The organism is Actinacidiphila glaucinigra (assembly GCF_900188405.1).
Lineage (GTDB): Bacteria > Actinomycetota > Actinomycetes > Streptomycetales > Streptomycetaceae > Actinacidiphila > Actinacidiphila glaucinigra.
In genome coordinates, this window is record NZ_FZOF01000003.1 from 427,755 (window position 1) to 448,271 (window position 20,517).

At 72.1% G+C, this 20,517-nt stretch carries 19 protein-coding genes; 5 read left to right on the forward strand and 14 right to left on the reverse strand.

All coding sequences use genetic code 11. The annotated features are described in order from the left end of the window. Positions 1 to 29 precede the first annotated feature (29 nt). The 8 genes from CHF15_RS08600 to CHF15_RS08635 form a co-directional block, all read right to left on the reverse strand. Positions 30 to 2,573, reverse strand: a complete 2,544-nt coding sequence (locus CHF15_RS08600) for a sensor histidine kinase (RefSeq protein ID WP_089223042.1) — start codon at positions 2,571 to 2,573, stop codon at positions 30 to 32. Positions 2,574 to 3,338: 765 nt separating this feature from the next. After that, positions 3,339 to 3,968, reverse strand: coding sequence for a potassium-transporting ATPase subunit KdpC (gene kdpC, locus CHF15_RS08605; protein ID WP_089223043.1), 630 nt, complete (start codon positions 3,966 to 3,968; stop codon positions 3,339 to 3,341). 20 nt (positions 3,969 to 3,988) lie between these two features. Beyond that, a complete protein-coding gene (gene kdpB / locus CHF15_RS08610) occupies positions 3,989 to 6,133 on the reverse strand; it encodes a potassium-transporting ATPase subunit KdpB (protein WP_245938728.1) in 2,145 nt (714 codons plus the stop codon). Continuing rightward, on the reverse strand, positions 6,130 to 7,791 hold the full coding sequence (gene kdpA / locus CHF15_RS08615) for a potassium-transporting ATPase subunit KdpA (protein ID WP_089223045.1): 1,662 nt from the start codon (positions 7,789 to 7,791) through the stop codon (positions 6,130 to 6,132). Before kdpA ends, kdpB begins: the two co-directional genes overlap by 4 nt. Before the next feature lie 9 nt (positions 7,792 to 7,800). Then, complete coding sequence (gene kdpF, locus CHF15_RS08620; protein ID WP_018561840.1) at positions 7,801 to 7,890, reverse strand: K(+)-transporting ATPase subunit F; 90 nt, start codon at positions 7,888 to 7,890, stop codon at positions 7,801 to 7,803. Positions 7,891 to 8,189: 299 nt separating this feature from the next. After that, positions 8,190 to 8,996, reverse strand: a complete 807-nt coding sequence (locus CHF15_RS08625; protein ID WP_089223046.1) for a DUF3710 domain-containing protein — start codon at positions 8,994 to 8,996, stop codon at positions 8,190 to 8,192. Beyond that, entirely contained in the window at positions 8,956 to 9,489 is a 534-nt protein-coding gene (gene dut, locus CHF15_RS08630) for a dUTP diphosphatase (RefSeq protein ID WP_018561843.1), read from the reverse strand. The genes CHF15_RS08625 and dut overlap by 41 nt, the downstream gene beginning before the upstream one ends. After that, the gene (locus tag CHF15_RS08635) at positions 9,486 to 10,091 is read right to left on the reverse strand and encodes a PaaI family thioesterase (RefSeq protein ID WP_018561844.1); all 606 of its coding nucleotides are present in this window, start codon (positions 10,089 to 10,091) and stop codon (positions 9,486 to 9,488) included. Before CHF15_RS08635 ends, dut begins: the two co-directional genes overlap by 4 nt. 105 nt (positions 10,092 to 10,196) lie before the next feature. Here CHF15_RS08635 and CHF15_RS08640 point away from each other — a divergent pair, with 105 nt between their 5' ends. Together CHF15_RS08640 and CHF15_RS08645 are read left to right on the forward strand one after the other, a co-directional pair. Next, entirely contained in the window at positions 10,197 to 11,081 is an 885-nt protein-coding gene (locus CHF15_RS08640; protein WP_089223047.1) for an SDR family oxidoreductase, read from the forward strand. 26 nt (positions 11,082 to 11,107) lie between these two features. Beyond that, positions 11,108 to 11,557: a DUF3093 domain-containing protein gene (locus CHF15_RS08645; RefSeq protein ID WP_089223048.1), complete on the forward strand. Its 450-nt coding sequence runs from the start codon at positions 11,108 to 11,110 to the stop codon at positions 11,555 to 11,557. A gap of 42 nt (positions 11,558 to 11,599) precedes the next feature. Here the strand turns inward: CHF15_RS08645 and CHF15_RS08650 are convergent, their stop codons facing one another. The 4 genes from CHF15_RS08650 to CHF15_RS08665 form a co-directional block, all read right to left on the reverse strand. Next, the gene (locus CHF15_RS08650) at positions 11,600 to 12,346 is read right to left on the reverse strand and encodes a hypothetical protein (RefSeq protein ID WP_089223049.1); all 747 of its coding nucleotides are present in this window, start codon (positions 12,344 to 12,346) and stop codon (positions 11,600 to 11,602) included. A 14-nt stretch (positions 12,347 to 12,360) separates the two neighbouring features. Next, positions 12,361 to 12,660 (reverse strand): DUF4193 domain-containing protein, encoded by a 300-nt coding sequence (locus CHF15_RS08655; protein ID WP_018561848.1) that lies wholly within the window; start codon positions 12,658 to 12,660, stop codon positions 12,361 to 12,363. A 398-nt stretch (positions 12,661 to 13,058) separates the two neighbouring features. Beyond that, entirely contained in the window at positions 13,059 to 14,321 is a 1,263-nt protein-coding gene (locus CHF15_RS08660) for a sensor histidine kinase (RefSeq protein ID WP_089223050.1), read from the reverse strand. A 6-nt stretch (positions 14,322 to 14,327) separates the two neighbouring features. Next, positions 14,328 to 14,981: a response regulator transcription factor gene (locus CHF15_RS08665; protein ID WP_089223051.1), complete on the reverse strand. Its 654-nt coding sequence runs from the start codon at positions 14,979 to 14,981 to the stop codon at positions 14,328 to 14,330. Between the two features lie 331 nt (positions 14,982 to 15,312). Between CHF15_RS08665 and CHF15_RS44760 the strand changes: the two genes are divergently transcribed. After that, a complete protein-coding gene (locus CHF15_RS44760; protein WP_018561851.1) occupies positions 15,313 to 15,486 on the forward strand; it encodes a hypothetical protein in 174 nt (57 codons plus the stop codon). 123 nt (positions 15,487 to 15,609) lie between these two features. Here the strand turns inward: CHF15_RS44760 and CHF15_RS08670 are convergent, their stop codons facing one another. Together CHF15_RS08670 and CHF15_RS08675 are read right to left on the reverse strand one after the other, a co-directional pair. Continuing rightward, positions 15,610 to 16,410 (reverse strand): inositol monophosphatase family protein, encoded by an 801-nt coding sequence (locus tag CHF15_RS08670; protein ID WP_089223052.1) that lies wholly within the window; start codon positions 16,408 to 16,410, stop codon positions 15,610 to 15,612. Between the two features lie 38 nt (positions 16,411 to 16,448). Beyond that, positions 16,449 to 17,582, reverse strand: a complete 1,134-nt coding sequence (locus tag CHF15_RS08675; protein WP_089223053.1) for a ferrochelatase — start codon at positions 17,580 to 17,582, stop codon at positions 16,449 to 16,451. Positions 17,583 to 17,719: 137 nt separating this feature from the next. Between CHF15_RS08675 and CHF15_RS08680 the strand changes: the two genes are divergently transcribed. Then, on the forward strand, positions 17,720 to 18,967 hold the full coding sequence (locus CHF15_RS08680; protein WP_089223054.1) for an MFS transporter: 1,248 nt from the start codon (positions 17,720 to 17,722) through the stop codon (positions 18,965 to 18,967). Further along, entirely contained in the window at positions 18,924 to 20,246 is a 1,323-nt protein-coding gene (locus tag CHF15_RS08685; RefSeq protein WP_089223055.1) for a D-arabinono-1,4-lactone oxidase, read from the forward strand. Before CHF15_RS08680 ends, CHF15_RS08685 begins: the two co-directional genes overlap by 44 nt. Positions 20,247 to 20,517 lie beyond the last annotated feature (271 nt).

Genomic DNA, 20,517 nt, shown 5'->3' on the forward strand with positions numbered 1-20,517 from the left:
GGTGGAGCGGGGGTGCGGTGCGGGCACGGTCAGGTCGTCGCCTCGGCCGGGAGGTCCGGGGCGGCGGGGACGCTGCCGGGCGCGGCCGGGAGGGTGAGCACCATCGTCAGGCCGCCTCCGGGGGTGTCCTCGGGCTGCAGGGTGGCCCCCATGGCGTCCGCGAAGCCGCGGGCCACCGCGAGGCCGAGGCCCACGCCGTTGCCGCGGGGGGCGTCGCCGTACCGCTGGAACGGCTCGAAGATCCGCTCCTTGGCGGCGTCCGGGACACCGGGCCCGCGGTCGACGACGCGCAGGTCGACGTGGCCGCCGAGGGCGCTCGCGGCGACCAGCACCTGGGTGCCGGCCGGGCTGTACTTGACGGCGTTCTCGACGATGTTGGCGACGCTGCGCTCCAGGAGACCGGGGTCGACGGAGACCATCGGGAGGGTCTCGGGGACGTCCAGGGCGACGCTGCCGTCGGGGACGCCGCGCAGGGCCTTGGGGACGACCTCGTCGAGGTCCACCTCGCGGATCAGCGGGGTGACGGTGCCGGTCTGCAGGCGCGACATGTCGAGGAGGTTGCCGACCAGGTTGTCGAGCCGGTCCGCGCCCTCCTCGATGCCCTCCAGCAGCTCGGCCTCGTCCTCCTCGGACCAGGCGACGTCGTCGGAGCGCAGCGAGCTGACGGCCGCCTTGATGGCGGCGAGCGGGGTGCGCAGGTCGTGCGAGACGGCGGCGAGCAGGGCGGTGCGGATGCGGTTGCCCTCGGCGAGCTTGTGGGCCCTGGCGGCCTCGTCCTCCAGCCGCTGCCGGTCCAGGACGCCGGCGGCCTGGGCCGCGAAGGCGGAGAGCACCCGGCGGTCGGAGGCGGGCAGCACCCGGCCGACGAGGGCGAGGGAGAGGTTGTCGCTGACCGGCACCTCCACGTCCGCGTCCTCGGGACGCAGGCACTGCCGGCTGCCGACGCCGGCGGCGCAGGTCCACGCGTCGTGCTCGCCGGCCCGCTCCAGCAGCGACACGGCCTCCATGGCGAAGGTCTCCCGGACCCGCTCCAGCAGGGCGTCGAGGGAGTGCTCGCCGCGCAGCACGCTGCCGGCCAGGTACGACAGGATCTCGGCCTCGGACTGGAGTCTGGCGGCCTGGTGGGTGCGGCGCGCCGCCAGGTCCACCACGGAGGCCACCGCGACGCCGACCACCACGAAGATCACGATGGCGATCAGGTTCTCGGGCTGGGCGATGGTGAAGGTGTGCAGGGGCGGTGCGAAGAAGTAGTTCAGCATCAGCGAGCCGCCGACCGCCGAGACCAGTGCCGGGTAGAGGCCGCCGACGAGGGCCGCCGCGACCGTGAGGGTCATGAACAGCAGCATGTCGGTGGCGATGCCGAGGGCCGGGTGCAGCTGGGTGAGGACCAGGCAGAGCAGCGCGGGGCCGAGCACCCCGGTCAGCCAGCCGGCGATCACCCGCGAGCGCCCCAGCTGGGCGCCGCGCGCCACGGGCAGTCCACGGCCCTTGGCCGCGTGCTCGTGGGTGACGATGTGCACGTCGAGGTCGGGCCCGGACTCGCGGGCCACGGTCGCGCCGACGCCCGGCCCGAAGACGTACTGCCACGCGGGCCGGCGGCTGGTGCCGAGCACGACCTGGGTGGCGTTGACGCCGCGGGCGAAGTCCAGCAGGGCTCCGGGGACGTCGTCGCCGACGACGTGGTGGAAGGAACCCCCGAGGTCCTCGACGAGGGTCCGCTGGACGGCGAGTTCCTTCGGAGAGCCGGCCGTCAGGCCGTCGCTGCGCGCGATGTGGACGGCGAGGATCTCCCCGCCCGCGCCCTTGGCGGCCATCCGTGCGGCGCGCCGTATCAGCGTCCGCCCCTCGGGGCCGCCGGTGAGGCCGACCACGATGCGCTCACGGGCCTGCCAGGTGGCGGAGATCCGGTGGTCCGTGCGGTACTGACGCAGGTATTCGTCGGCCCGGTCGGCCACCCACAGCAGGGCGAGCTCGCGCAGCGCGGTGAGGTTGCCGGGCCGGAAGTAGTTGGACAGGGCCGCGTCGACCTTGTCGGAGGCGTAGATGTTGCCGTGCGCCATGCGGCGGCGCAGCGCCTGCGGCGACATGTCGACCAGTTCGATCTGGTCGGCCCGCCGGACCACCTCGTCGGGCACGGTCTCGCGCTGGCGCACGCCGGTGATCGACTCGACGACGTCGCCGAGCGACTCCAGGTGCTGGATGTTCACCGTCGATATGACGTTGATGCCGGCCTGGAGCAGTTCCTCGATGTCCTGCCAGCGCTTCTCGTTGCGGCTGCCGGGGATGTTGGTGTGCGCCATCTCGTCGACGAGGGCGACCTCGGGCCGGCGCGCGAGCACCGCGTCGACGTCCATCTCGGTGAAGACGGTGTCCCGGTACTCGATCTCCTTGCGCCGCACGGCCTCCAGGCCGTGCAGCATGACCTCGGTGCGGGCGCGGTCGTGGTGCTCGACGAAGGCGACGACGACGTCGGTGCCGCGCTCCATGCGCCGGTGGGCCTCGGAGAGCATCGCGTAGGTCTTGCCCACTCCCGGGGCCGCCCCCAGGTACATCCGCAAAGTCCCGCGTGCCATGGCTCCACGTTCCGCCTCGTGGCGTGCCCCTTCCGGGCGCGTCCGACACTAAGAATCCTATGGTCCCAGCAGTGGACAAATCGGGCGTGATGTTCCTCGGGGGAACACGTTGACGCGTCCTTGACGCCCTCGCCGGTGGGCGCGGCAGGCGCCGAAAGCCCGGGTGACGGCGGTGACGCGGCGGACGTCCCGGCGAACCGGGGACCCGCAGGCGGGGGCCCCGACCGGATCGCCCGGCGGGCGGCTGCGGGGTCTCCCGCGGCCGGGGTACGGCTCCGGACACCCCCGGCCGAAGGTCGGCGGAGGGCATGTGACAACACGGCCCGGTCAGGGGCGGAGGCCGGTCGGCAGACCTGGGTCCGCGTCGCGGAGCACGACGTGCCGCGCGGTGCTGGTGCCGGCCGTCGCCGAACGCGAACGGCGCCGGGGCGGCCGCGCAGCGACGCCGTCAACGCGCGACGCGGCCGGCCCGGCGGTCCCCCACGGAAGGGAGGCCTCGCGCGAACGCGGTGCCGTCTCCCTGACCCGGAATCCCCACCGCCGTTTGGATCCCGACCGGGGTGGCACCTCCCGGCGGTGACGGTGTGCGCCATTCCGCCGCCCCCTCCGCACCGCCCGAGCGGCCTGCGCAGGCCTCCCTCCGCGCCTCCACTCTCACCCCGCCGGCCATGTCCGGAGCCCTCCGTTGGCGGTCCCCTGACGGCGGGCCCCCCGCGCTTGACGCCCTTCTGACGCGACCCGTCCCCGGGGGCCCGCGGCGACGGGTCAGCCGGCCAGCTGCCGCAGCGCGATGTTGAGTTCCAGGACGTTGACGGTCGGCTCTCCGAGGATGCCGAACTGCCGTCCCTCCGTGTGCTCCACGACCAGCCGGGCGACCTGGGCGGTGCTCAGCCCGTTGGCCTTGGCGACGCGTGCGGTCTGGATGTCCGCGTACGCCGGGGAGATGTCCGGGTCCAGGCCGGAGCCGGACGCCTGGACCGCGTCGGCGGGGACCTCGGACTCCGGGACGTGGTTGAAGGCGGCGACCTCCTTCTTGCGCTCCTTCACCAGATCGGTGAGGGGCCTGCCGGTGACCGCCAGGTTGGAGGCGCCGGTGTGGGTCGGGTCGTACGGCCCCGCCCCGGCGCCCGCGTCGGCGGCCGAGGGGCGCGGCTGGAACCACTTGGGGTCCGGGGCGAAGTCCTTGCCGGTGGTGAAGTTCTGGCCGATCAGCGCGGAGCCGACGACCTTGCCGCCGACCCTCACCTCGGAGCCGTCGGCCTGGCCGCGGAAGGCCGTCTGGGCCACCCCCCACACCGCGAGCGGGTAGACGACGCCGAGGACGACGGTCAGCACCAGCAGGGCGCGCAGGGCGCTCCAGAGCAGCCGTGCGGAGTTGCGTACGGAAGTGTTCATGACTGGCTGCACGCCTCCCGTCAGTGGATTCCGGGGATCAGGGAGATGAGCATGTCGATCAGCTTGATGCCGGCGAACGGGGCGACCAGGCCGCCGAGTCCGTAGATCCCGAGGTTGCGGCGGAGCATCCGGTCGGCGCCGGTCGGCCGGTAGCGCACGCCGCGCAGGGCGAGCGGCACCAGCGCGACGATGATCAGCGCGTTGAAGACGACCGCCGAGAGGATCGCGGACTGCGGCGAGGACAGCTGCATGATGTTGAGCTTGTCCAGGCCCGGGTAGGCGGCCGCGAACATCGCGGGGATGATCGCGAAGTACTTCGCGACGTCGTTGGCGATGGAGAAGGTGGTCAGCGCGCCGCGGGTGATGAGCAGCTGCTTGCCGATCTCGACGATCTCGATGAGCTTGGTGGGGTCGGAGTCCAGGTCCACCATGTTCCCGGCCTCCTTGGCGGCCGAGGTGCCGGTGTTCATGGCCACGCCCACGTCGGCCTGGGCCAGCGCGGGGGCGTCGTTGGTGCCGTCGCCGGTCATGGCGACGAGCTTGCCGCCCGCCTGTTCACGCCTGATCAGCGCCATCTTGTCCTCGGGCGTGGCCTCCGCGAGGAAGTCGTCCACGCCCGCCTCGTCGGCGATCGCCTTGGCCGTCAGCGGGTTGTCACCCGTGATCATGACCGTGCGGATGCCCATCCTCCGCAGCTCGTCGAACCGCTCCCGCATGCCGTGCTTGACGACGTCCTTGAGGTGGATCACGCCGAGCACCCGGGCGCCCTCGGTGTCCTTGACCGCGACGAGCAGCGGGGTGCCGCCGGCGCCGGAGATGGCGTCGACGGTGCGCTGCGCGTCGAGGGTGACGGTGCCGCCGTTGCCGGTGACCCAGGCCGCGATCGCGCCGGCGGCGCCCTTGCGGACCTGGCGGCCGCCGACGTCGACACCGGACATCCGGGTCTGCGCCGTGAAGGGCACGAACTCGGCGTGTCCGAGCTCGCCTTCGTGCCGCTCGCGCAGCCCGTACCTCTCCTTGGCCAGGACGACGACGGAACGCCCCTCGGGCGTCTCGTCCGCCAGCGACGACAACTGCGCGGCGTCGGCCAGCCCCGCCGGATCCGCGCCCGCCACGGGCACGAACTCCGCGGCCTGGCGGTTGCCGAGGGTGATGGTGCCGGTCTTGTCCAGCAGCAGGGTGGACACGTCGCCGGCGGCCTCGACGGCGCGGCCGGACATGGCGAGCACGTTGCGCTGCACCAGGCGGTCCATGCCGGCGATGCCGATCGCCGACAGCAGGGCACCGATCGTCGTCGGGATGAGGCAGACCAGCAGCGCCACCAGGACGATCATCGACTGCTCGGCGCCCGCGTAGATCGCGAACGGCTGCAGGGTGACGACCGCCAGCAGGAAGACGACGGTCAGTGAGGCCAGCAGGATGTTCAGCGCGATCTCGTTGGGCGTCTTCTGCCGGGCCGCGCCCTCCACCAGCGCGATCATCCGGTCGATGAACGTCTCACCCGGCTTGGTCGTGATGCGCACGACGATCCGGTCCGACAGCACCTTCGTGCCGCCCGTCACCGCGCTGCGGTCACCACCGGACTCCCGGATCACCGGAGCCGACTCACCCGTGATCGCCGACTCGTCGACCGACGCGACACCCTCGACGACATCGCCGTCACCCGGGATGACATCGCCCGCCTCACAGACCACGCGGTCGCCGACGCGCAGTCCGGTGCCGGGAACGCGCTCCTCGGCGCCGTCCACGAGCCGGCGGGCCACGGTGTCGGTCTTGGCCCGGCGCAGGGTGTCGGCCTGTGCCTTGCCGCGGCCCTCGGCGACGGCCTCCGCCAGATTGGCGAAGATCACGGTGAGCCAGAGCCACGCGGCGATCGCCCAGCCGAACCAGTCGGCCGGGGAGAGCACCGCCAGCACGGTGGTGAGCACCGAGCCGATCAGGACGACGAACATGACGGGCGACCTGACCATCACCCGGGGGTCGAGCTTGCGCAGCGCGTCCGGGAGGGACCGCAGCAGCTGGGCCGGGTCGAAGAGGCCGCCCGAGATGCGGGCGCCGTGGCCCGCGTCGGGGGTGTGCGGTGCCGGTCCTCCCTCGGAGGCGCGCACCGGCGTGTCGGTGGACATGGTTTCCTCCGCCGGGGTGGGGGTGCTCGTGCGGCTCATGACAGGCCCTCCGCGAGCGGGCCGAGGGCGAGCGCCGGGAAGTAGGTCAGGGCGGTGATGATCAGGATCGCGCCGACGAGCAGACCGGCGAAGAGCGGCTTCTCGGTGCGCAGGGTGCCCGTGGTGGCGGGCACCGGCCTCTGCCGGGCGAGCGAGCCGGCCAGGGCCAGGACGAAGACCATCGGCACGAAGCGGCCGAGGAGCATCGCGAGGCCGAGCGTCGTGTTGTACCACTGCGTGTCCGCGTTCAGGCCGGCGAAGGCGGAGCCGTTGTTGTTGCCCGCCGAGGTGTAGGCGTACAGGACCTCGGAGAAGCCGTGCGGCCCGCTGTTGAGCATGGAGTGCGGCGGGGTCGGCAGGGCCATGGCCAGGGCGGTGAAGACCAGGACGACGGCGGGGGTGACCAGGATGTACAGGGCGGCGAGCTTGATCTCGCGGGTGCCGATCTTCTTGCCCAGGTACTCCGGGGTGCGGCCGACCATCAGCCCGGCGATGAACACCGCGATGACCGCCATGATCAGGATGCCGTAGAGACCGGAGCCGACGCCGCCGGGGGCGATCTCGCCCAGCATCATGCCCAGCAGGGCGATGCCTCCGCCGAGGCCGGTGAAGGAGGAGTGGAAGGAGTCCACCGCGCCGGTCGACGTCAGGGTGGTGCTCACCGCGAACAGCGACGATGCGCCGACGCCGAAGCGCTGCTCCTTCCCCTCCAGGGCGGCGCCCGCGATCTGGTTCGCCGCGCCGGGGTGCGCGGTCTCGACCCAGGTCATCAGCGTCACGAAGCCGATCCAGATCAGGCCCATCGCGGCCAGGATCGCGTAGCCCTGCCGGATGTTGCCGGCCATCTTCCCGAAGGTGCGGGTCAGCGAGAACGGGATCACCAGGATCAGGAAGATCTCGAAGAGGTTGGTGAAGGCGTCCGGGTTCTCGAAGGGGTGCGCGGAGTTGGCGTTGTAGAAGCCGCCGCCGTTGGTGCCGAGCTCCTTGATGGCCTCCTGGGACGCGACGGCGCCGCCGGTGAGCGTCTGGTGGCCGCCCGCGAGGGTGGTGATCTCGTGCCACCCGGCGAAGTTCTGGATCGCCCCGAAGCCCACCAGCACGATCGCGGCGACGAACGCCACGGGCAGCAGGATGCGGATGGTGCCGCGGACCATGTCGGCCCAGAAGTTGCCGAGCTCGCCGGTGCGGGAGCGGACGAAGCCGCGGACGAGCGCCATGGCCACGGCCATGCCGACCGCCGCCGAGACGAAGTTCTGCACGGCGAGGCCGGCGGTCTGGGCGCCGTGGCCCATGGCGTTCTCGCCCATGTACGACTGCCAGTTCGTGTTGGTCACGAACGAGGCCGCCGTGTTGAACGCCTGGCCGGGCGGGATCGCGGCGAAGCCCAGCGAGAGCGGGAGGTGGTTCTGGACCCGCAGGAACAGGTACAGGAACAGCACGCCCACGAGGGAGAAGGCCAGTACGGCCCTGAGGTAGGCCGGCCAGCGCATCCGGGCGTCCGGGTCGGCCCCGAGGCAGCGGTAGACCAGCCGCTCGACCCGCAGGTGCCGGTCGGAGGTGTAGACGGCGGCCATGTAGTCGCCGAAGGGGCGGTACACCAGGGCCAGCGCCACGACGAGCGCGGTGACCTGGAGCACGTCGGCGGTGACGGGTCCCATGTCCGGGCCTCAGAACCTCTCGGGCCGGACGAGCGCCGCGATCAGGTAGACCAGCAGCGCTGCCGCGACGACGAGGCCGGCGATGTTCTCGGCGCTCACAGCTTGGACACCCCCTTGGCGATGAGGGCGACCAGCGCGAAGACCGCGATCGTGGTGACGACGAAGACGAGGTCGGCCATCGTGTGCTCCCACCTGTGGACGACACGTTGACCAGGCCAGGGAACCTCCGATCCGGCCGTGCGCGGACCCCGTTGACGGCTTCCATACGGGCCCTCGCGGCGCCTTGACGGGCCTTTGACGTCCACCGGCGGTGAGCTGCGAAAACGCCCGTGGGCCGACCTGTTCGCACAGGTCGGCCCACGGGCGTCGGGCGTGGCCGGGGCGCTGGGCCCCCGGCTTCAGTGCACCTCGGTGATCTCCGGTCCGCGGCGCATCGGGTCGATGCCGTCGGAGAAGCGGCCGCCCTCGTCCTGGGCGATGCCCTCGGGCACCATCTGGGCGTCGTTGGGCAGCTTCAGCACGATCGGGTCGCGCGGCGCCATCGGCGACTCTCCGCGGACGACGACGGTGTCGCGGAAGATCTGCTCGAGCAGGCCGGCGGTCTCGGGCTGGACGGCGCCCTGCCCGGAGATGACACCCCGCAGGAACCAGCGCGGGCCGTCACAGCCGACGAAGCGCACGACCTGGACGCCGTTGGCGCCGTTGGGCAGCTGCACCGGTACCTGGGCGCGCAGCTCCCAGCCCAGCGGACCCTCGACCTCGTCGACGATGCCGCCCTGCTTGGTGATGCCGGAGGCGATCTCGTCCCGGACCTCGCCCCAGATGCCCTCCGACTTCGGGGCGGCGAAGCCCTGCAGCTGGACGGCGCTCTCCCGGAGCACCACGGTCGCGGCGACGATGGACTCCCCGGCCACCTCGACGCGCAGTTCCATGCCCTGTACACCGGGCACGAAGATGCCGCCCAGGTCGACCCTGCCCTCGGCCGGGTCCCTGACCTCACTCACGTCCCACGGGCCGTCCGGCCTCGGGGCGGGCGGAAGGTTGTACCGACGGGACTCCATGGAGTCGTCCGACTCCTCGGCGTCTTCGGCCAGCTCGTCAGGGCCTTCGGCCGCGAGCTCGTCGAGGGCGTCTCCGCGCTCCTTGCGACGACGACGGAACACGTCACTGTCCTTCCCGGTCAGCGATGACCGATGCGTATCCATTGCCGGACGGACCGACCGGCGAGCCATCCACCGCGGCATGACCCCCCGTGGAGCCGAAGCCCCCTGCCGCCCGTACCGAACCGGGCAGTTCCGCCACCTCGTGGAAGCGGACCCGCTCGACCTGCTGGACGACCAGTTGGGCGATCCGGTCACCTGCTGCGAACCGTACGCTCTCGCGCGGGTCCAGGTTGACCACGATCACCTTGATCTCCCCACGGTACCCGGCATCAACCGTTCCCGGGGCATTCACGAGGGCCACTCCGCACCTCGCGGCGAGGCCCGAGCGCGGGTGCACGAAGGCGGCGTAGCCCTCCGGCAGCGCGATCGACACCCCCGTGGGCAGTACGGCGCGCTCGCCGGGGGCCAGTTCGGCCGTCTCGGTGGTGACGAGGTCGGCTCCGGCGTCGCCCGGGTGCCCGTACGAAGGAATCGGGACGTCCTCGTGCAAACGGTGGATGAGGACGTCGACCGGGGGGCGAGCACCGCCGGTCACGGGTTCACCTCGAAGGCGCGCGCGACCTTGACCTGGTCGGGGTCGGACATCGCGGCGCGGATCTCCTCGGGGCGGCCGTTGTCGGTGAAGTGCTCCAGCTTGACCTCGATGAACAGCGCGTCCGCGCGGACCGCGACCGGGCCGTCCGGGCCGCCGATCCGGCCGACCGCGGTGGAGTAGATCTTGCGCCCGGCCACGGCGGTGCAGCGGGCCTCCAGGTGGAGGGTGGCGCCGACCGGCACGGGCTGCACGAAGTCGGTCTCCAGGCGGCCGGTCACGGCGATGGTGCGCAGCAGCCAGGCGAGGGACCCGAGCGTCTCGTCGAGCGCCGTGGCCAGCACACCCCCGTGCGCCAGGCCCGGGGCGCCCTGGTGGGCGGGCTGGACCGTGAACTCGGCGGTCACGCTGACGCCCTCACCCGCCGTGGCCTCCAGGTGCAGGCCGTGCGGCTGCGCCCCGCCACAGCCGAAGCAGTGGTCGTAGTGCGCGCCCAGCGGTTCGCCGGGAGCGGGGGCGTCGGGGTGCCGCTCCGGCGCGACGGCGTCGCGCGGCGGTGTCAGGCCCGGGCGGTCCGGGCCGGCGTCGGTCGTAGCTCCACTCACGCGGGAGACCCTACCCTCCTGCGGGATCGAATCCCGCCGCCCGGCCGTTGTCCTTCCGGCCCCGCGGCCCGCCCATCACCGGAGCAGCTTCCCTTGGAGCACCACATGACCCCCAGGTCCGTCGTCGTCACAGGAGCCGGGTGCGGGATCGGCCTCGCCACCACTCTCGAACTGGCCCACGCCGGCTTCGACGTCATCGGGACGGTACGGAGCGAGGAGAAGGCGGAGGCGCTGCGGGAGGCGGTGGACCGCACCGGTGCGTCGGTGCGCACCGTACTCCTGGACGTCACGGACGCCACGTCCTCCGTGCGGGCGTTCACCGAGATCGCCACGATGACGGACGGCGGCCCGTGGGCGGTGGTGAACAACGCGGGGATCGCCCAGCCGGGTGCGATCGAGGACGTCGACGACGAGCAGGTGCGGCAGCAGCTGGAGACCAATCTGGTGGCCCCGGCGCGCATCGCCCGCCTGGTGCTGCCGACGATGCGGGCCCGGCGGGCGGGGCGGATCGTCAACATCTCGTCGATCTCCGGGCGGGTGTCGATGCCGCTGCTCGGCTGGTACTGCGCGAGCAAGCAGGGCCTGGAGGCGATGACGGACGCGCTGCGGATGGAGGCGGCCCCGTTCGGGGTCAAGGTCGTGCTGGTGGAGCCCGGCTCGTACGGCACGGACATCTGGCAGCGGGGCGCGAGCCGGCTGCCGCAGCGCCGCAACTCGGCCTACCGGCACCAGTACGAGGCCGCCGAGGAGATGATCAAGCGGGAGCTGCCCTCGCCGCGGCCGGTGGCACGGACCGTCCTGAAGGCGCTCACGGCGCCCCGGCCGCTCCCCCGCTACCTGGTGGGCACCGACGCACGGTCCTCCGCGGTCCTGGACGCCGCCCTGCCGACCGCCGCGACCGACTGGGCCAAGCAGGTCGCCACAGGGCTGCGGCGCCCCCCTCGGGCCGCGCACGCGCTGAGCAGGCTGCGGTCCCGGGGCGGGCGCTGACGGTGCCGCATGACAAGCTTGGTGTCATGACCGTCATGAGCTATGAGGAGCGGCTGACCGCGCCGCGTTCCTGGTGGGGCCTCGCCGTCGGCGCGGGCGTCTCGCTGGCGCTGATCCTGCTGCCCCTGGGGCCCCTGGCCCTGCTCGCCGGGCTCGTGGTCGGCACGGCCGCGGGAGCGGCCCTGGTCAGTGCGTACGGTTCGCCGCGGCTGCGGGTCGTCGCCGGCTCACTGGTGGCCGGGGACGCGAAGATCCCGGTCGCGGCGCTCGGCGAGGCCACGGTGCTGGACCGGGACGAGGCCCTGGCCTGGCGGTCGCACAAGGCCGATCCGCGCGCCTTCATGCTGCTGCGCGCCTACGTGCCGACCGCGCTCAAGGTCGAGGTCACCGACCCCGAGGACCCGACGCCGTACCTGTACCTGTCGACGCGCTCGCCCGAGCGCCTCGCCGCGGCCCTGCGGGACGTACGCGCCTGAGCGGGCCGGCGCCCCGCCACGGGGCGCCCGGGGCCTGGCCGGTCACTCGCCGGGCCCGAGTGCGGGCGGGGGCTCCTCCTCGGCGGACAGCAGCCCCCAGGGCACCTGGCGGGCGCGCAGGTCCTTGCGGATCTGCTCCGCGAGCTTCTTGGTGTCCCGCCGGTTCATCACGGCACCGACGGCCGCGCCGACCATGAACGGCGTCAGCGTCGGCAGGTTGCGCATGGTGCGCTTCATCAGCTGCTGGCGCAGTTCGCGCTTCATCCTGCCGCCGAGGGCGATGTTCAGCGTGGACGGCTTGGAGAAGTCGATGCCGCGCCGCTCCGTCCACTCGGCGAGGTACATCGCCGACCGCTGCCGCAGCGTGCCCGGGGCGCGCAGCCCGTAGACCTCGTGCAGCTCGGCGATGAGCTTGTACTCGACCAGGGCGACCCCGAGGGTCTCCGAGGCCAGCTCCGCCGGCATGGCCGGCGGGGTGGGCAGCATGGCGGCGGCGCCGATGCCGGCGCCGACCGTCGCGGTGCCCATCGTGGCGGCGCTCACCAGCTTGTCGGCCAGCTCCTCGGGCCCGAGCCCGGGGAACTGGCGGCGAAGCGTCTCCAGGTCCCTGACGGGGACCCTCGGGGCCGTCTCGACGAGCCCGTCGACGAAGGTGTTCAGCGCCGCCTTGGCGCGTGCCCGTGCCCTTGCGGCACGGCCGCGGGGACGGAACGGGACGAGCTCGCCCGCCGGCCCCTCCGTTGCGCCCGCGAGCGAGGCCTCGTGGCCTCGCTCGTCGTCGCTCGCCACGGTCCGGCTCTCCGTCAGGCCGCGCAGTCGCGGCAGATCGGGTTGCCGTTCTTCTCCGTCGCCAGCTGGCTGCGGTGGTGCACGAGGAAGCAGCTCATGCAGGTGAACTCGTCCGCCTGCCGGGGCAGGACCCGGACCGACAGCTCCTCGTTGGAGAGGTCGGCTCCGGGCAGCTCGAGGGACTCGGCCTGGTCGAACTCGTCGACGTCGACCGTAGAGGTCGACTTGTCGTTCCGCCTGGCCTTCAGTTCTTCGATGCTGTCCTCGTTGACGTCATCGTCTGTCTTGCGTGGGGTGTCGTAATCAGTAGCCATGTATCGCTCTCCCCCTCTGGGTGTCTGCGGTGTCTCCAGCGCACGTAACGCATGGGAGGCCGGTCTTGTGCCCGGCCCGAAGCGGAGATTTTGCCTTACATCAAGTGCCGTTACTCAATCGACACCCAACCGCACCCCCGAAGAGGTGATCGCATCCGCTGCCGGTGATGACCGGAAACGGCCCGCTTGTCGCACCTTGCTCGCGCCTCCACGTGTACTTCCCGTGATCATGACCTGCGGAAACATGGATTTTTCCGGTCTTTTCCCGGAGGTCGCAATGACGGAGAGTACACGGTGCCGGAATCGTATGTGTGATCGCTCACAGCATGCCCCGGGGGCGCGCAGACCGCAAAATTCAGCGCAAAGCGAACACGCCTCCGGGGGTGTCGTGTGACAGGTCACACGGGGATGACAACCCGCATGACCAGGCCACCTCCCTCACGGGGGACCGCGGAGATCGTGCCGCCGTGGGCCCGGGCGACGGACTTGGCGATGGAGAGCCCCAGGCCCGCACCCTTGTCGCTGCCCGTGCGCTCGGTACCCAGCCGCCGGAAGGGCTCGAACAGGTTGTCGATCTCGTACGCGGGTACGACGGGCCCCGTATTGGTGACCGTCAGGACCGCGGACCCCGGCTCCAGGCCCGTGGTGACCTCGACCCAGCCCGCCTCCGCGACGTTGTAGCGGACGGCGTTCTGCACCAGGTTCAGCGCGATGCGCTCCAGCAGCACCCCGTTGCCCTGCACGACGGCCTCGCCCAGCGCGGCGCGCAGCTCCACGCCCTTGGCGTCGGCCTCGTTGCGGGTCTGCTCCAGCGCCTGCGTGGCCGCCTCCGCGAGGTCCACCGGCTTGCGGTCGACGATCTCGTTGTCGCTGCGGGCGAGCAGCAGCAGGCCCTCCACCAGCTGCTCGCTGCGCGTGTTGGTGACGAGCAGGTTCTTGCCCAGCTGCTGCATGTCCGGGGAGGCGTTCGGATCGGCGAGCTGGACCTCCAGCAGCGTGCGGGTGATCGCCAGCGGCGTTCTCAGCTCGTGGGAGGCGTTGGAGACGAAGCGGCGCTGGGCGTCGAAGGACCTCTCCAGGCGCTCCAGCATGTCGTCGAAGGTGTCGGCCAGCTCCTTGAGCTCGTCGTCCGGACCGGTCAGGTGGATCCGCTGGGTCAGGTCGGAGCTCACCACGCCGCGCGCGGTGCGGGTGATCCGGCCGAGCGGCGCCAGCACACGGCCGGCCAGCAGGTAGCCGAAGGCGAAGGCGAGCACGGCGAGGCCGACGAGCGCGAAGAGCGAGCGCTTGAGCAGGACGTTCAGGGCGGTCTCGCGCTGGACGGCCAGGCAGTGGACGTAGGCCTTGTTGAAGGCGTCCGGGTTGGTCGGGCCGGTGGGCAGCTCGGGGCACAGCCCGGTGAGCGAGAGCCGGCCCGCCTCGACGTGGAACTGCGCCTCGGTGCCCTGGCGGATGGCCTGGGCCGCCAGCATGTAGATGATCCACAGCAGTATCACCCCGGCGATCAGGAACATGCCGCCGTAGAGCAGGGTGAGCCTTATCCGGATCGTGGGGCGCAGCAGCGGCATCGGCCGGGCGGCGGGCTTCGGGTCCCAGGTGGGCTTGGGCGGGACGGTCTGCGGCGCGGGCGGGGTCGTCGGCGAGGACGAGGGCGCGGGCACGGCGGATCAGATCCGGTATCCGGAGCCGGGGACGGTGACGATCACAGCGGGCTCCCCGAGCTTGCGGCGGAGCGTCATGACGGTGACCCGCACGACGTTGGTGAAGGGGTCGGTGTTCTCGTCCCAGGCCTTCTCCAGCAGCTGCTCCGCGGACACCACGGCGCCCTCGCTGCGCAGCAGCACCTCCAGCACCGCGAACTCCTTGGGGGCCAGCTGGACCTGCCGGCCCTCCCTGGTCACCTCGCGGCGGTTGGGGTCGAGCTTGATCCCGGCGCGTTCCAGCACGGGCGGCAGCGGCGCCGTCGTCCGGCGGCCGAGGGCCCGTACGCGGGCGGTGAGCTCGGTGAAGGCGAAGGGCTTGGGGAGGTAGTCGTCGGCGCCCAGTTCCAGGCCCTCGACGCGGTCGCTGACGTCGCCGGCGGCGGTCAGCATCAGCACCCGGGCCGGCAGACCCAGTTCCACCAGCTTGCGGCAGACGTCGTCCCCGTGGACGACCGGCAGGTCGCGGTCGAGGACGACGACGTCGTAGTCGTTCACCCCGATCCGCTCCAGGGCGGCACCGCCGTCGTAGACGACGTCGACGGCCATGGCCTCACGGCGCAGTCCGGTGGCTACCGCATCGGCGAGCAGTTGCTCGTCCTCGACGACCAGTACGCGCAAGGCGCTGTTCCTTCCCTAGGCACTTCTCAAGAAGCCGCGCCCAGCCCGCCTGTGCAGGCCGAACGCCACTCCATCCTGCACCGGGCGGCCGTAAAACAGGGGTAAGAGGACTCGGCGCCGAATTCCTCGCGTCCCGGAGGTTTCCCCTCCGGTGGGCCTGGGGAGGACGACTGCACACCCCCGATCACGCCCGCAGGGCGTCCGCAACTCCCGTGGCAGTAGCCGCTGTGTGGTTCGAGGGGTCCCCCGACAAGACCTGTGAACGACCCCGCACATCGCACGACCCCGAATATCCCTGTGTCAACCCACGACGACGAGGGGGCGCCACCTGATGGACGCATTCACCACTGGAATCCTGCAGCGCATACACAGCACCGAATCCGACCTTCTGCGCGCCCGCGAGGATGGGGACGAGTTCCTGGCCGAGGTCGAGGAGGCCGAACTGGCCGACCTTCGCCGCCTCGCCGCCGAGCACGGCGTCCAGGTGCTGCCCAAGATCGCCTGAGATCGCCGGGCGGTACAGCCGAACGCCGCGCCCCGGACACCTGGACAGGTGCCGGGGCGTTCGCGTGCCCGCCGCCGGTTCCGCACCGGGCGGCGGGCCTCCACGTCGGCGTCGGCGGCGCCCTCAGTCGTGCCAGGCGCCGAGTTCGTCGAGCAGCCGCTGCAGCGGCTCGAACAGCCCCTGCGGGGCCGCGACGGTGAGCTCCGTGGACTCCGGCACTCCCGGCCGGCCCCCGGTCAGCGCGCCGGCCTCACGGGCGAACAGGGCGCCCGCCGTGTAGTCCCACGGATTGAGGCCGCGCTCGTAGTAGGCGTTGAGCCGGCCGCAGCCCACGTCGCACAGGTCGATGGCGGCGGATCCCCCGCGGCGTATGTCCCGCACCTGCGGCACCAGCTCGCGCAGCACCCTCGCCTGCCCCTCGCGGCGCTCCTTCAGGTAGCCGAAGCCGGTGCCGATCAGCGCCTGGTCCAGCGGCGGCGCCGGGCGGACGGCCGCCTCCCGCTCGTTGACCCACGCGCCCCGGCCCAGCACCGCCCGGTAGCTCTCGCCCCGCATCGGGGCCTCGACGACCCCGACGAGCGTCTCGCCGTCCAGCTCGGCCGCGATGCTCACGGCCCACGACGGCAGGCCGTAGAGGTAGTTCACGGTGCCGTCCAGCGGGTCGATGACCCACCGGACGCCGCTGGTGCCGGGGGTGCTGGCGCCCTCCTCGCCCAGGAGCCCGTCGTCGGGGCGGCGCTCGGTGATGAAGGTGGCGATCAGCTTCTCGGCGGCGATGTCCATCTCGGTGACGACGTCGATCGGGCTGCTCTTGGTGGCGGCCACTCCGAGGTCGGCCGGGCGGCCGTCGCGCAGCAGCTCGCCCGCCCTGCGGGCGGCCTCGAGGGCCACGGCCAGGAGTTCGTCCTTGAGGTGGTCGGTCATGGCACTCCTCGTGCGTTTCGGTGTCTCGGTCACTCCGGTCACTCGGCGCCCGCGGCTGCCGGCCGTGGGCTGCGCGCCGGGCAGCAGCCCACCGGGCACACGTCGTGGCTGGGCCCGAGCGCGCCCAGCGCGCACCGCTCGGGGGCCAGGCCCCGCTCGGTGGCGGCGCGCTCCAGCACCAGCTCGCGGACGGCGGCGGCGAAGCGCGGGTCCGCGCCCACGGTGGCGGCGCGGGCGACGGGCAGGCCGAGTTCGGCGGCCTTGGCGGTCGCCTCGGTGTCGAGGTCGTACTTGACCTCCATGTGGTCGGAGACGAAGCCGATCGGCACCATGACGGCGGCGGGGACGCCGGAGGCGTGGAGTTCCTCCAGGTGGTCGCAGATGTCGGGCTCCAGCCACGGGATGTGGGGGGCGCCGCTGCGGGACTGGTAGACGAGCTTCCACGGGCGGTCGGTCCCGGTGGCCTCGCGCACCGCGTCGGCGATCACCCGGGCGGTGTCCAGGTGCTCGGCGACGTACGCGCCGCCGGCTCCGTCCTCGGTGTGCGCCTCGGGCCGGCCGGAGGTGTCGGCGGCCGCCGTGGGGATCGAGTGGGTGGTGAACGCCAGGTGCGCCCCGTCGCGGACGTCCTCGGGCAGCGCGGCGAGGGCGGTCAGCACCGCGTCGGCCATGGGCCGGACGAAGCCGGGGTGGTTGAAGTAGTGCCGCAGCTTGTCCACACGGGGGACGGTGCGCCCCTCGGCCTCCAGGGCGGCCAGGGAGTCGGCGAGGTTCTCGCGGTACTGCCGGCAGCCGGAGTAGGAGGCGTACGCGCTGGTGGCCAGGACCAGCACGCGGCGGTGGCCGTCCTCGGTCAGCTCGCGCAGGATGTCCGTCAGGTAGGGCGCCCAGTTGCGGTTGCCCCAGTAGACGGGCAGATCGAGGCCGTGCCCGGCGAAGTCCTTGCGCAGCGCCTCCAGCAGTTCGCGGTTCTGCGCGTTGATGGGGCTGACCCCGCCGAAGAGGAAGTAGTGCTGCCCCACCTCCTTCAGGCGCTCACGGGGGATTCCGCGGCCGCGCGTGACGTTCTCCAGGAAGGGGACGACGTCGTCGGGCCCCTCGGGCCCCCCGAAGGACAGCAGGAGCAGTGCGTCGTACGGAGCGGCGGTGCCGGCCTCGGTGTGATCGGACATGTTCCGATCCTGCCACCCGGCGGTGACGGCAGAGGAACCGGCGAAAACCGCTTGCGCTCCCTTTGTAAGCTGTGTGACGCAGTCACATTCCTTACTTCAGCCCCTTGAGACGTCGGCGACGAAGCCGTGGAGCGCCTGTGCCCAGTCCCTATCGCGCGATCTTCTCCACCCCGGGGACCAGAGGTTTCTCGGCTGCGGGTTTCATCGGCCGGATGCCGCTGTCCATGCTCGGCATCGGCATCGTGACGATGATGTCCCAGGTCACCGGCCGCTACGGGATCGCGGGCGGGCTCGCGGCCACCCTGGCGCTGGCCGCGGCGGCGCTGGGCCCGCAGGTCTCCCGCCTGGTCGACCGGTACGGCCAGCGCAGGGTGCTGCGCCCGGCCGCCGGGATCACGGTGCTGGCGGTGGCGGGCCTGCTGGTGTGCGTACGGACCGGTGCGCCGGACTGGACGCTCTTCGCGTGCGTCGCGCTGGCCGGGACGACACCGAGCCTGGGCGCCATGGTGCGGGCGCGCTGGGCGATGATCCACCGAGGGTCGCCCGCGCTGCTGCACACCGCCTACTCCTTCGAGTCCGTCGTCGACGAGGCCTGCTTCATCGTGGGCCCGATCCTGTCGATCGGGCTCTGCACGATCTGGTTCCCGGAGGCGGGGCCGCTGCTGGCGGTGCTCTTCATGGCGCTCGGGGTGCTGCTGCTGACCGCGCAGCGCGCCACCGAGCCGCCGCCGCACCCGCGCGAGCAGCACACCCCGGGTTCCGCGCTGCGCTCCCGCGGGCTGCAGGTGCTGGTGCTGACCTTCGTCGCGACCGGGGCGATCTTCGGAGCCGTGGACGTGAACACCGTGGCCTTCGCCGAGGAGCAGGGCCACAAGGCCGCGGCGAGCGTGGTGCTGGCCGTGTACGCGGCGGGATCCTGCCTCGCGGGGGTGCTTTTCGGCCTGATGAAGCCGAAGGGAACGGCCTCCCGCCGCTTCCTGCTGGGCGTGGCGGCCATGGGCGTGAGTATGATCCCGCCACTACTGGTCGGGAACTTGCCGTTCCTGGCCGTGGCGCTGTTCGTCGCGGGCCTGTCCATCGCACCGACGATGGTCACCACCATGGCGCTCGTCGAGCAGTTGGTACCGCGCGCGAAGCTGACCGAGGGCATGACCTGGACGAGCACGGGTCTCGCGGTCGGCGTGGCGCTCGGCGCCTCTCTGGCCGGGTGGGTCATCGACGCGGCGGGGGCCCGGGCCGCGTTCGTGGTGCCCGCCTCCGCCGCGGCGCTCGCCGTGGTGGCGGCGTTCCTGGGGTACCGCCGGCTGGAGCCGGCGCCGGACTTGGAGGGGACGCGTGCGCATGGCTACGACGAGCAGGACCGCCGGGAAGGCCACATGGCGTAACTGGGCGGGCAACGTACGGGCCCTGCCCGCGCGGACCGAGTCGCCCGCCTCGACGGACGAACTGGCCGCCGTGGTCCGCAAGGCGGCGGCGGACGGCCTCCCGGCCAAGGCCGTGGGCACCGGGCACTCCTTCACCTCGGCGGCGGCGACCTCGGGCGTCCTGATCCGGCCCGAGCGGATGACCGCCGTGCGGGGCATCGACCGCGAGGCCGGCACGATCACGGTGGAGGCGGGCGTCCAGCTCAAGCACCTCAACGCGATGCTCGCCGCCGAGGGCCTGTCCCTCACCAACATGGGCGACATCATGGAGCAGACCGCGGCCGGTGCGACCAGCACCGGCACCCACGGCACGGGCCGTGACTCGGGCTCCATAGCCGCCCAGATCAAGGCGCTGGAACTGGTCCTCGCCGACGGGTCGGTGCTCACCTGCTCGGCGCGGGAGAACGCCGAGGTCTTCGCCGCCGCCAGGATCGGGCTGGGCGCGCTCGGTGTGGTCGCCGCGATCACCTTCGCGGTGGAGCCGCTCTTCCTGCTCACCGCCCGCGAGGAGCCCATGCGTTTCGACCGGGTGGTCGCGGAGTTCGACCAACTGGTCGAGGAGAACGAGCACTTCGAGTTCTACTGGTTCCCCCACACCGACGGCTGCAACACCAAGCGGAACAACCGCAGCCAGGGTCCCGCCGCCCCGGTCCCGGGGGTGCGCGGATGGATCGACGACGAGTTCCTGTCCAACGGGGTCTTCCAGGCGGCCTGCTCCGTGGGCCGGGCGGCGCCCTCCCTCATCCCGGGCATCGCCCAGGTCTCCAGCCGGGCGCTGTCGGCCCGCACCTACACCGACATCCCGTACAGGGTGTTCACCCACCCGCGGCGTGTGCGTTTCGTGGAGATGGAGTACGCGGTGCCGCGCGAGGCCGCGGTGGAGGTGCTGCGCGAACTGAAGTCCATGGTCGAGTCGTCGGAGTTCAGGATCAGCTTCCCGGTGGAGGTGCGGACCGCCCCGGCGGACGACATCGCGCTGTCGACGGCCTCGGGCCGGGACACCGCCTACGTCGCGGTGCACATGTACCGGGGCAGCCGGTACCAGGAGTACTTCACCGCGGTCGAGCAGATCATGACCGCCCATCAGGGACGCCCCCACTGGGGCAAGGTCCACACCCGGGACGCCGACTACTTCGCCAAGGCCTACCCCCGCTTCGCGGAGTTCACCGCCCTGCGCGACCGGCTCGACCCGGACCGGCTGTTCCGGAACGACTACCTGCGGCGGGTGCTCGGCGAATAGTTCCACTTGTGGGGTTTTTGTGAAGATCCTGCCCCAACTCCCTTGGCGCGCGCGAAGTTCGACGGCGCGGCGCCCCACCGACGTGGCCCAAATGGAGTACTGTGACAAATCCTGGCTCCGGGGGGAGACGGCGCACTCGTCCCGGGGTGCCGTCGATCGAACCGGAGACACTTGACGTCGAGTGGCGCGTTTGGTCACTCAGCGTTGCGAATAGGTAACCGTGCCATAACGGCGTGTCACGGCACATGCCCGACACGCCGGGAAACTCAGC

What these genes read in the sequence shown, in the direction of transcription:
- CHF15_RS08640 (WP_089223047.1), top strand. Translation starts at nt 10,197, where the DNA reads ATGACCCCCAGGTCCGTCGTCGTCACAGGAGCCGGGTGCGGGATCGGC.
- kdpB (WP_245938728.1), bottom strand. Translation starts at nt 6,133, where the DNA reads ATGAGCCGCACGAGCACCCCCACCCCGGCGGAGGAAACCATGTCCACC.
- CHF15_RS08645 (WP_089223048.1), top strand. Translation starts at nt 11,108, where the DNA reads ATGACCGTCATGAGCTATGAGGAGCGGCTGACCGCGCCGCGTTCCTGG.
- kdpC (WP_089223043.1), bottom strand. Translation starts at nt 3,968, where the DNA reads ATGAACACTTCCGTACGCAACTCCGCACGGCTGCTCTGGAGCGCCCTG.
- CHF15_RS08600 (WP_089223042.1), bottom strand. Translation starts at nt 2,573, where the DNA reads ATGGCACGCGGGACTTTGCGGATGTACCTGGGGGCGGCCCCGGGAGTG.
- CHF15_RS08625 (WP_089223046.1), bottom strand. Translation starts at nt 8,996, where the DNA reads ATGGATACGCATCGGTCATCGCTGACCGGGAAGGACAGTGACGTGTTC.
- CHF15_RS08655 (WP_018561848.1), bottom strand. Translation starts at nt 12,660, where the DNA reads ATGGCTACTGATTACGACACCCCACGCAAGACAGACGATGACGTCAAC.
- CHF15_RS08685 (WP_089223055.1), top strand. Translation starts at nt 18,924, where the DNA reads ATGGCTACGACGAGCAGGACCGCCGGGAAGGCCACATGGCGTAACTGG.
- kdpA (WP_089223045.1), bottom strand. Translation starts at nt 7,791, where the DNA reads ATGGGACCCGTCACCGCCGACGTGCTCCAGGTCACCGCGCTCGTCGTG.
- CHF15_RS08670 (WP_089223052.1), bottom strand. Translation starts at nt 16,410, where the DNA reads ATGACCGACCACCTCAAGGACGAACTCCTGGCCGTGGCCCTCGAGGCC.
- CHF15_RS08675 (WP_089223053.1), bottom strand. Translation starts at nt 17,582, where the DNA reads ATGTCCGATCACACCGAGGCCGGCACCGCCGCTCCGTACGACGCACTG.
- CHF15_RS44760 (WP_018561851.1), top strand. Translation starts at nt 15,313, where the DNA reads ATGGACGCATTCACCACTGGAATCCTGCAGCGCATACACAGCACCGAA.